General features: G+C 72.9%; 11 protein-coding genes. 6 read left to right on the top strand and 5 right to left on the bottom strand.

Features of this window, described 5'->3' with window-relative positions; translation table 11 throughout:
* The first annotated feature begins 290 nt into the window (after window positions 1-290).
* A complete protein-coding gene (gene corA, locus ACFVFQ_RS37905; protein ID WP_383425204.1) occupies window positions 291-1,376 on the top strand; it encodes a magnesium/cobalt transporter CorA in 1,086 nt (361 codons plus the stop codon).
* Window positions 1,377-1,437: 61 nt separating this feature from the next.
* On the opposite strand, the gene ACFVFQ_RS37900 is transcribed toward corA, so the two are convergent.
* Both ACFVFQ_RS37900 and ACFVFQ_RS37895 read right to left on the bottom strand, forming a co-directional pair.
* Entirely contained in the window at window positions 1,438-2,709 is a 1,272-nt protein-coding gene (locus ACFVFQ_RS37900; protein ID WP_383425200.1) for a CynX/NimT family MFS transporter, read from the bottom strand.
* A complete protein-coding gene (locus tag ACFVFQ_RS37895; RefSeq protein WP_383425198.1) occupies window positions 2,706-3,485 on the bottom strand; it encodes a FadR/GntR family transcriptional regulator in 780 nt (259 codons plus the stop codon). The genes ACFVFQ_RS37900 and ACFVFQ_RS37895 overlap by 4 nt, the downstream gene beginning before the upstream one ends.
* Window positions 3,486-3,659: 174 nt before the next feature.
* Between ACFVFQ_RS37895 and crcB the strand changes: the two genes are divergently transcribed.
* From crcB to ACFVFQ_RS37880, 3 genes are read left to right on the top strand one after another with little or no spacing between them, the layout of a single operon-like run.
* Window positions 3,660-4,097, top strand: coding sequence for a fluoride efflux transporter CrcB (gene crcB, locus ACFVFQ_RS37890; RefSeq protein ID WP_383425196.1), 438 nt, complete (start codon window positions 3,660-3,662; stop codon window positions 4,095-4,097).
* Window positions 4,094-4,528, top strand: a complete 435-nt coding sequence (locus ACFVFQ_RS37885; protein WP_383425194.1) for a DUF190 domain-containing protein — start codon at window positions 4,094-4,096, stop codon at window positions 4,526-4,528. Before crcB ends, ACFVFQ_RS37885 begins: the two co-directional genes overlap by 4 nt.
* Entirely contained in the window at window positions 4,525-4,884 is a 360-nt protein-coding gene (locus ACFVFQ_RS37880; protein WP_383425193.1) for a fluoride efflux transporter FluC, read from the top strand. The genes ACFVFQ_RS37885 and ACFVFQ_RS37880 overlap by 4 nt, the downstream gene beginning before the upstream one ends.
* Window positions 4,885-5,102: 218 nt before the next feature.
* On the opposite strand, the gene snpA is transcribed toward ACFVFQ_RS37880, so the two are convergent.
* The gene (snpA, locus tag ACFVFQ_RS37875; protein ID WP_383425191.1) at window positions 5,103-5,768 is read right to left on the bottom strand and encodes a snapalysin; all 666 of its coding nucleotides are present in this window, start codon (window positions 5,766-5,768) and stop codon (window positions 5,103-5,105) included.
* A 244-nt stretch (window positions 5,769-6,012) separates the two neighbouring features.
* Here snpA and ACFVFQ_RS37870 point away from each other — a divergent pair, with 244 nt between their 5' ends.
* A complete protein-coding gene (locus ACFVFQ_RS37870) occupies window positions 6,013-6,972 on the top strand; it encodes a LysR family transcriptional regulator (RefSeq protein WP_383425189.1) in 960 nt (319 codons plus the stop codon).
* Window positions 6,973-7,175: 203 nt separating this feature from the next.
* On the opposite strand, the gene sodN is transcribed toward ACFVFQ_RS37870, so the two are convergent.
* On the bottom strand, window positions 7,176-7,571 hold the full coding sequence (sodN, locus tag ACFVFQ_RS37865; RefSeq protein WP_383425186.1) for a superoxide dismutase, Ni: 396 nt from the start codon (window positions 7,569-7,571) through the stop codon (window positions 7,176-7,178).
* A 164-nt stretch (window positions 7,572-7,735) separates the two neighbouring features.
* On the opposite strand from sodN, the gene sodX reads away from it, so the two are divergent.
* Complete coding sequence (gene sodX / locus ACFVFQ_RS37860; RefSeq protein WP_383425202.1) at window positions 7,736-8,191, top strand: nickel-type superoxide dismutase maturation protease; 456 nt, start codon at window positions 7,736-7,738, stop codon at window positions 8,189-8,191.
* Here the strand turns inward: sodX and ACFVFQ_RS37855 are convergent.
* Complete coding sequence (locus tag ACFVFQ_RS37855; protein ID WP_383425184.1) at window positions 8,104-8,724, bottom strand: CGNR zinc finger domain-containing protein; 621 nt, start codon at window positions 8,722-8,724, stop codon at window positions 8,104-8,106. The genes sodX and ACFVFQ_RS37855 overlap by 88 nt on opposite strands.
* Window positions 8,725-9,060 lie beyond the last annotated feature (336 nt).

Raw genomic sequence — 9,060 nt, 5'->3', positions numbered from 1 at the left:
AGGGGCCGCCGCCCGGCACGCCGAGAGCACGCACCGACCACCGCCCGGCCCGCCCTCCGGGCGAACGACGGGAGTTTGACGACAGGACCTAGGGCGCCTGGCGTCCGGGGTTTTTCGGGGTGGTGTGCGGTGATCCGGGGGCGCGCGCCGGAGTCCACCGGCGCGCGGGCGTACTCGGGGGCGGGCAAACGCCGGGCAGGGAGTCCGCCACGGGTCGGTGCGGAGTGCGCAAAATCAGGCGGCCGGCATACCGTCGGCGCGCGCCCTCGGGCGATACTGACCCGGTGTCGATGATCAGCAACCTCCGCAAGGCCGTCCGGCTGCCGCAGCCGCGTCGCGGCGCGGTGGACCTCAGCCACCCCGCGCGCTCGCCGCTGGGCACCGCCGTGGTGAACTGCGCGGTCTACGTCGGCGGGGTGCGCCAGGACGGCCACCGACCGGCCGAGGAGGCGATCCGGCAGGTCCGGCGGACCGGTGACGGTTTCGTCTGGATCGGGTTGCACGAGCCGTCCGAGAGGGAGTTCGCCGGCATAGTCGAGCTGTTCGGGCTGCACCCGCTCGCCGTCGAGGACGCGGTCCACGCCCATCAGCGCCCCAAGTTGGAGCACTACGACGACTCGCTGTTCACGGTCTTCAAGACCGTGCGCTACGTCGAGCACGACCAACTCACCGACACCAGCGAGGTCGTCGACACCGGCGAGATCATGGTCTTCACCGGCGCCGACTTCGTGATCACGGTGCGGCACGGCGGCCACGGCTCGCTGGGCCCGTTGCGCGAGCAACTGGAGCGCGAGCCCGAGCAGCTCGCGCTCGGCCCGTCGGCCGTGCTGCACGCCATCGCCGACCTCGTCGTGGACGACTACCTCGACGTCGCCGCCGCCGTCCAGGACGACATCGACGACGTCGAGAGCGAGGTCTTCTCGGTCCGGGGCAGCCGCGGCGCCGGCCGGATCTACCAACTCAAGCGCGAACTGCTGGAGTTCAAGCGGGCGGTGACCCCGTTGGACCGCCCCCTCCAGGAGCTCGCCACCCGCTCGCCGCAGCACATCGACCCCCGGATCAAGACCTACTTCCGGGACGTCGCGGACCACCTCGACCGGGTCCGGGAGCAGATCACCGGCTTCGACGAGCTGCTCAACTCGATACTCCAGGCACACCTCGCCCAGGTCGCCAACGCCCAGAACGAGGCGATGCGCCGGATGTCCGCCTGGGCGGCGATCCTGGCCGTCCCCACCATGGTCACCGGCGTCTACGGCATGAACTTCGCGTACATGCCGGAGAAGAACTGGACCTACGGCTATCCGGTGGTGATGGCCGTGATGGTGGGGGTCTGCTGGCTGATGCACCGCGGCTTCAAGCGGAACGGCTGGCTGTAGGGGCCGCACGGCAGGGGTGAACGGGCCCGTCGGGGGCGGCCGTTCGACCGCCCCCGCGAGGTCATCGTCCCGCGACGTGCAGCGGTCGGGCGGCGCCGAGTCCCATCGCCACCTGCGGGACCAGCAGCACCAGCAGCACCGCCAACGGGACCGTCCAGGAGCCCGAGGCGTCGTGCACCGCGCCCAGCACCGCCGGGCCGGTGGCGGCGAGGATGTAGCCGAAGCACTGGGCCATGCTGGAGAGTTGGGCGGCGTGCCGGGTGTCCGGGGCGCGCTGGACGATGAACAGCAGCGCCAGACTGATCGCCGCGCCCTGGCCGAGGCCGAGCAGCGTCATCCACAGGTACGCGCCGCCGACCGGCGCCGCCCAGACCCCGACGAAGCCCACCGCGCACAGCACCGCGCCCAGCGCCGCCAGGGTGCCGGCCCGCAGTCGGCGGCCGACGATCACCGGCGCCAGGAACGAGCCCGCGATCCCCAACAGCGAGGAGAACGACAGCATCCAGCCGGCGTCGCCCGCGCTCATCCCGGCGTCCTCGAAGACCGTCGGCAGCCAGGCGGCGGCCGCGTAGTAGCTCAATGACTGGAGCCCCATGAAGCCGGTGACCTGCCAGGCCAGCGGGGAGCGCCACAGCCCGCGCACCGGGTGTGCGGCCTGCCGGGCGGCGGCCTCCGAGACGTCGGTGCGGCTGCGGATCTGCGGCAGCCAGACCACCAGCGCGAGCAGTGCCAGCGCGCCCCAACAGGCCAGCGTGGCCTGCCAGCTGAGGTGCGCGGCCTGCTGCACGGGGACGGTGATGCCGGCCGCCAGCGCCGCGCCGCCGAACAGCGACATCGAGTACAGCCCGGTCATCAGGCCGGCCCTGGCCGGGAAGTCCCGCTTGATCAGACCGGGCAGCAGCACGTTGGCGACGGCGATGCCGGCGCCGATCACCACCGTCCCGGCGAACAGCGCCAGCACCGAGTCCAGCAGCCGCAGCCCGGTGCCCAGGCAGATCAGCGCCATGGTGGCCAGCAGCGACCGCTCCATCCCGAAGCGCCGACCCAGCCGCGGTGCGACCGGCGCCAGCAGCCCGAAGCAGAGCAGCGGCAGCGCGGTCAGCAGGCTGGTGGCGGCCGCCGACATCCCGCTCTCGGCGCGGATGGTGCCGGCCAGCGGGGAGACCGCGACCAGCGCCGGGCGCAGGTTCAGCGCCAACAGGACGACGCCGAGGCCGAGGTAGAGGGCGCGGCGGCCGGTGGTGCCGGTGGGCGCGGGGCTCCCTCCGGGCGCGGCCGTCGGCCTGGCGGCCGGCCGCGCCTCGGATATCCCCGTCGGCGGTCCTTGGGTCATGACTGGGCTTCCTCCTGTGTCCCGTCGTTGTGGGCCGTCCCGTTGGCGGCACCGGCGGTCTTCGTCTCCTGGTCCGGCTCGACGGGCGCCTCGCGCAGCACCTGCGCCGCCTCCGCGAGGTGCGCCAGCGCCGCCCGCTCGGCGGCGTCCGGGTCCCGTGCCTCGATGGCGTCGACGATCGCGGTGTGCGCGTCGAACTGGTGCCGGACGGCGTCGGGCAGCAGCGGCGTGTCGACCACGGCCGCCAGCGCCTCCCGCAGCGCGTCGCTGAACTGCTCGTACAGCTCGGCCAGCAGGCCGTTGTGGGCGGCGAGCGCGACCGCCCGGTGGAAGCGCAGGTCCGCCTCCACGAACCGGGCCGCGTCGCCGGTGTCCCAGGCCCGGCCGCGCACCGCCAGCGCCTCCCGCAGCGCGGCCAGGTCCTCGTCCGTGCGGCGCTCGGCCGCGTAACGGGCGGCGTCGCGCTCCAGGCACGAACGGACCTCGTACGCCTCCAAGTTGGCGGCCCGGCGCAGCCGGCGCTGGACCGCCGCGCCGAAGCCGCTGCGGGCCCGGACGTAGGTCCCGTCGCCCTGCCGCGGCTCCAGCATCCCGGTGTGCACCAGGGCGCGGACCGCCTCGCGGACGGTGTTCCGGCCGACGTCCAACTGCTCGACCAGCACCGGCTCGGCCGGGATCTTCGCGCCGACCGGCCACTCGCCGTCGGCGATCAGCCGCTCCATCTGCTCGATGACCAGCTCGACGAGGCTGGTGCGGGCGGTACTGCGCAGCGGCATCGGCGCCGTCCTCTCGTTCGCGGGGCGCGGGTTCCGCGTCCGTCGACACCCACCGAGGGGCGCCGATTCCACCGGTGATGGGAACATCCCATGTTTAGCCGTGTCAAACGGCTCGGCTTAACCTGAGGGCGACGACGCCCGGTCGAACGCGCAGAGTAGGGAGGCCCGCGGACCATGGACGAGCCAGCCCGCCGCCCGCTGCCCTGGCAGGGCGAGTGGCCGGTGATCGGCGCGGTGGCCGTGGGCGGCGCCCTCGGCGCCTCGGCCCGCTACGGCGCGGGGCTGCTGTGGCCGAGCGCGCGAGACGCCTTCCCCTGGACCACGCTGCTGATCAACGTGGTCGGCTGCGCGCTGATGGGCGTCCTGATGGTGCTGATCACCGAGGTGTGGACCGCCCACCGGCTGCTCCGCCCGTTCCTGGGAACCGGCGTCCTCGGCGGCTTCACCACCTTCTCCACCTACGCGGTGGACATCCAACGCCTGGTGGGCGCCGGCCGGTTGCCGCTGGCCCTGGCCTATCTCGCCGGCACCCTGCTCGCCGCGCTGGCCGCGGTGGCGCTCGCCGCGGCCACCACCCGCGCGCTGGTCGGACCGGGGCGGCGGGCGGCATGACCGACGGCGCGACGGGTGACACGGCGGGCCGCGGCCCGGCCGGGACCCCGGGCGACCCGGTGCCGGCCGCCGAACCGGGCCTGCGGCTGACCGTCTTCGTCGGCGAGCAGGACCTCTGGCACCACCGACCGCTCTACGCGGAGATCGTGCACCGCGCCCGCGCGGCGGGGCTGGCCGGGGCGAGCGCCTTCCGGGGCATCGAGGGCTTCGGGGCCACCTCGCTGATCCACACCCACCGACTGCTCTCGCTCAGCGAGGAGTTGCCGGTGGCGGTGATCGTGGTGGACACCGAGGAACGGGTGCGGGCGTTCCTGCCGCAACTCACCGAACTCCTCGCCGGCGGGGGCCTGATGGCCCTCGACCCGTGCGAGACCATCGCGTTCCGGGGCCGGGCGGGCGCCGCCCCCGGCAGGGAGGACACACCCGGGTGAACTGGCTGCTGGTGGTGGCCGGTGCCATGGTCGGGGCACCGCTGCGCTTCCTCACCGACCGCTTCGTGCAGTCCCGGCACGACTCCGTCTTCCCCTGGGGGACGCTCGCCGTCAACGTCGGCGGCAGCCTCGTCCTGGGCGTGCTGACCGGCGCCGCGGGTCCCGATCTCCAACTGCTGTTCGGCACCGGCCTGTGCGGGGCGCTGACGACCTATTCGACGTTCTCCTACGAGACGCTGCGGCTGGCCGCCGACGGTGCGCGCTGGTACGCCGCGCTCAACGTGGCGCTCAGCCTGGTGGCCGGACTCGCCGCCGCCGGCGCCGGGTTGACCCTCGGCCAGTCGCTCCGGGGCTGACCGGCCAACTCCCCGCACACACGCAAGCGGTGGGGCTCGGTCAGGAGCCCCACCGCATGGGCGGACGTACGGCGCGCGAGGGCTGGTGGGGGGTACGGAAGCCGGTCGTCAGGTACCGGTTCCGTCAGCCCCGGCCCGCCGACCGCCCGGCCACCGTCAGCCCGGCCGGGCGGACGACGGGCGACCGCCGTGCCGCGTCCCGGAGTTGACCCGGGAGGTCAGCCGCCGAAGCGGACGCCGGCCAGGCCGTTGGCCCAGAGCTGGTCCACCTTGGCGCGCTCGTTGGAGTCCGGCTGGGTGTTCTGGCAGGACGGGCCGGGCCCGCCACCGGACATCAGCTCGCTGCACGGGCCCTCGTAGTGGTCCGGCAGCCCCAGCACGTGACCGGTCTCGTGGGCGACCACGCGGACCGAGTTGTACTGCTTGGCCTGGCTGTGGTCGATGAAGACGAAGCCCTTGCCGTGGCCGTCGGTGCTGGCGTACGAACCGCGCGGGTCGTCGCCCTCCTTGTACTGGAAGTCGCCGCCGCCGCTGCCCGCCTGGAGCTTGACGTTCTTGACGGCGCCGTTCCAGATGGAGGCGCTCTGGGATATCTGGTCCGCGTAGGTCGGCGCGGCGCTCGGGTCGTAGGTGACGGTCACCGTCTTCAGGGACGGGTTGGCCAGGTGCTTGGCCTTGGCCACCGCCATGACGGCGTTGAAGAACGCCTTGGTGTTCGCCTTCTCGGCCGCCGAGCCGGTGTAGGCGGCGATCGAGGCGGGGGTGCTGTGGTGGGGGGCGGAGTGTGCGGTGGCGGGCGTGGCCGACACCGGTGCGGCCGCGGCGAGCGCGGCGGCGAGGCCCAGACCGAGCGCAGCCGACAGCGCCGTCTTGGGAGATCTCATGTGGGGGGCTCCTTTATTTCCGAGGGGCCGTACGGCCGCCGTGTGGGGCGGCGGCCGGGGCCCTGCGGATTTCTTGGTGCCGTTGAGTGTGGACGGAGTTCACCCGGAAGACGGAGATGCCAGGTGGCGATAGCGCGGATCAATACCCCGGGTGGCGACGGGCCAACGCGCTGGTGAAGGGCCGGAGTTCGGACCGGTGGGGAAAGTCTGGTGTGAGTTGCGGCTGCGCGTTTATGCTCCGGGCGTGGAGCTTGAGGTAAGGCATCTTCGCGCCCTGTGCGCCATCGCCGACACCGGCAGCGTGCGCAAGGCGGCCCGTCAGCTGGGGATGACGCAGCCCTCCTTGACCACCCAGCTCCACCGCATCGAGAAGGCCCTCGGCGGTCAGCTCTTCTTCCGCGAGCCGACCGGCAGTCGTCCCACCCCGCTCGGGCATTCGGTGCTCTGTCGCGCCCGGCCGATAGTGGCCGAAATGCGCGCGCTTGTCGAGGACATCGCCTCGGTCTCCGTACGGGAGGAGGGCACCCGGTTGCGGATCGGCAGCACCAACAGCCCGGCCGTCGCGGGCTGGTTGCGCCGGCTGCGCGCCCGGCTGCCGGAGACCGACACCACGATACGTACCGATGTGTCCGCCAACGCCCTGCTGCACATGGTCGCGATGGGCCAGCTCGACGCGGCCTTCGTGCACGAGGTCGAGGGCGCCCCGCTGCGCGTCCCCGACGGCCTGGTCGGCTACGAACTCCTCGCCAGGGAACCGCAGTTCATCGCCCTCGCGGAGAGCCACCCGGCGGCCGGCCACTCCGTCGTCCGGGTCGCCGACCTGGCCGCCGACCAGTGGATGGTCGACCCGACGGTGGACGGCGAGTGGGCCGGTCTGCGCCGCATCTGGGCCGCGGCCGGCATCAACCCCCGGGTGGTGCACGGCGATTACCTCACCGCCGTGGACCTCGTCATGGCCGGCGAGGTGGTCACCCCCTGCCAGCCCACCGCCCGCTCCCGGCCCGGCATGGCGATCCGCCCGCTGCACGGCGACCCGTTGGCGGTCCGGCTCTTCATGGCCTGCCGCGCGGACGGCCCGTCGGCCGCCTCCGCCGACGACCTGTTCGCCGATCTCACCGCCGCCTACACGGAGATCGCCTGGGCCAGCGAGGCGTACCACGACTGGCTGGTCCGGCACGGCGGGATGCTGTCGGTCGAGGCTTAGGTCCTGACCCATCGGACAGGACCTAAGGCGTCAGGGGCTTATAGGGCGGGGCTATCGCCCGCGGCGGGCGGCCCGAGGGCGCCGAAACGGCCGCACCCGGCCCGCGACGTCCGCCGGGTTGCGACGGGGTGCGGACCGGGTGCGGTCGGTTCCGGGACCGGGCGATCGAAGTGAGCGCCGGCCCGGGCGGGATGAGACGGGGCTCAGCCCTTCTTGGTCTCCCAGAAGATCTTGTCGATCTGGGCGATCAGGTCCAGGGCCTTCTGGCCGGTGGCCGGGTCGTTCGAGCCCTTGGCGGCGCTGAGCGCCTTGAGGGTGTCGTTGACCAGCTGGTGCAGCTCCGGGTACTTCTCGAAGTGCGGGGGCTTGAAGTAGTCGCTCCACAGCACCGAGACGTGGTGCTTGGCCAGCTCGGCCCGCTGCTCCTTGATCAGGACGGCGCGGGTGCGGAAGTCCGCGTCCTCGTTGGCCTGGTACTTCTCCTGGACGGCCTTGACCGACTCGGCCTCGATGCGGGCCTGGGCGGGGTCGTACACGCCGCAGGGCAGGTCACAGTGGGCGCTGACGCGGACCTTCGGGGCGAACAGGCGGGAAAGCATGTTCAGTCCTTCCTCGTGATCGTCTTCTCAGGTGCGAGATTACTCGGTGCGGGAAGGCTTTTCTCGGGCGCCCCGGGGGTCTTAGGGCAAAAGTCCGGCACCGGGTCGGGACTGATGGAGGATGGTCCGTGAGGATCGGACGGGGGCAGCAGCGGGAGGTACGGATGCCGGAGCGGGTGCGCGAGCCGGAGCGGGGTGGGGGCGGCGGCGCGGAGTCGGTGCGCGGCGGGCCGCTGCGGACGTTGGGGCTGGCCGAGGTCTACAACCCGTCGATGGTGCCGACGCTCCGGCCCGGGGACCAGCTCGTGGTCTGGTACGGGGCGGCGGTGCGCCCCGGTGACGTGGTCGTGCTGCGGCACCCGTTCCGGCAGGACCTGCTGATCGTCAAGCGGGCCGTCGAGCGGCGGGACGGCGGCTGGTGGGTGCGCGGCGACAACCCGTATGTGGAGAACGACAGCCGGGAGTTCGGGACCGTCCCCGACGAGCTGGTGATCGCCCGGGCCTGGCTGCGGGTGCGGCCGCCGCGCGGGCTTCAGCGCTCGCCGCGCGCGGCGCTCGACTGGGGCGCCTGGGTGCTGTCGGCGGTGCGGCCGCTCTCCCGGCGCTTGCGGGCGCGGTAGGCGGCGACGTTGGAGCGGGTGGCGCAGCGGTCCGAGCAGTAGCGCCGGGACCGGTTGGTCGAGGTGTCCAGATAGGCGTTGCGGCAGGGCCGGGCCTCGCAGATGCCCAGCCGGTCCACGCCCAGCTCGGTGAGGTGGAACGCCAGGCCCATGCAGGCGGTGGCGGTGAAGCCGGCGGTGGCGTTGGCGGCGTGGTCGGCGATGTGCATGTGCCACTTGGGGCGCCCGTCGTCGTCACGGAATTCGTGGCCGGAGATCTGCGGGCTGACCGGGAACTCCATCATCAGCGCGTTCAGCAGGTCCACCGCGCGCACCTCGTCGCCGCCGTCGGCCGCCTCGAAGACCGCGCGCAGCCGGGAGCGGACCGCTCGCAGCCGGGTCACATCGCTCTCGGTGGCCCGCCGGGCGGCCTGCTGGGCGACGCCGAAGAGCTCGCGGACCGCCTCGACCGAGGTGAGGCTGTCCCCGCCGCGCTCGGGCTGCTCGGTGTTGACCAACCGCACGGCATAGTCCGAGTAATAGGCCAGTTCCACGAATGTTCCTTACGGGGCGGCGTCTAAGGTGCGAGTACCTCGGCGTAATGGGTGTTGTCCGTACCAGGGTATTACCCGTCCGCTGCGCTTGGCTGGCCGCCCACGTTGTTGGCTTTCCCGCCGTGGGCCTGGCGGCCGGCTGCGCCCCACGTTGTTGGCTGTCCCGCCGTGCGGGGTTGCTGTTGTTTGCGCCTGCGGCGCGGGCTTTGTTGCCGCCTTTCCGCTGCGCTGGGCGGGGCGAGTTGTGTCGTCCGCTGCGCGGGGCTGTTGGGTGCGGCGACGGGTCTCCGGGGGCGGTAGGCCAGACTGCTTCGCTTTACGTCTGGCCTACCGCCC

Source organism: Streptomyces sp. NPDC057743, assembly GCF_042798755.1.
GTDB lineage: Bacteria > Actinomycetota > Actinomycetes > Streptomycetales > Streptomycetaceae > Streptomyces.
The sequence above is the reverse complement of the archived record's forward strand: the minus strand, read 5'-3'. Positions and strand labels throughout refer to the sequence as shown.

Excerpts from the sequence above, each read along its gene's own strand:
- corA (WP_383425204.1), top strand. The coding sequence starts at position 291 with ATGATCAGCAACCTCCGCAAGGCCGTCCGGCTGCCGCAGCCGCGTCGC.
- ACFVFQ_RS37900 (WP_383425200.1), bottom strand. The coding sequence starts at position 2,709 with ATGACCCAAGGACCGCCGACGGGGATATCCGAGGCGCGGCCGGCCGCC.
- ACFVFQ_RS37895 (WP_383425198.1), bottom strand. The coding sequence starts at position 3,485 with ATGCCGCTGCGCAGTACCGCCCGCACCAGCCTCGTCGAGCTGGTCATC.
- crcB (WP_383425196.1), top strand. The coding sequence starts at position 3,660 with ATGGACGAGCCAGCCCGCCGCCCGCTGCCCTGGCAGGGCGAGTGGCCG.
- ACFVFQ_RS37885 (WP_383425194.1), top strand. The coding sequence starts at position 4,094 with ATGACCGACGGCGCGACGGGTGACACGGCGGGCCGCGGCCCGGCCGGG.
- snpA (WP_383425191.1), bottom strand. The coding sequence starts at position 5,768 with ATGAGATCTCCCAAGACGGCGCTGTCGGCTGCGCTCGGTCTGGGCCTC.
- sodN (WP_383425186.1), bottom strand. The coding sequence starts at position 7,571 with ATGCTTTCCCGCCTGTTCGCCCCGAAGGTCCGCGTCAGCGCCCACTGT.
- sodX (WP_383425202.1), top strand. The coding sequence starts at position 7,736 with ATGCCGGAGCGGGTGCGCGAGCCGGAGCGGGGTGGGGGCGGCGGCGCG.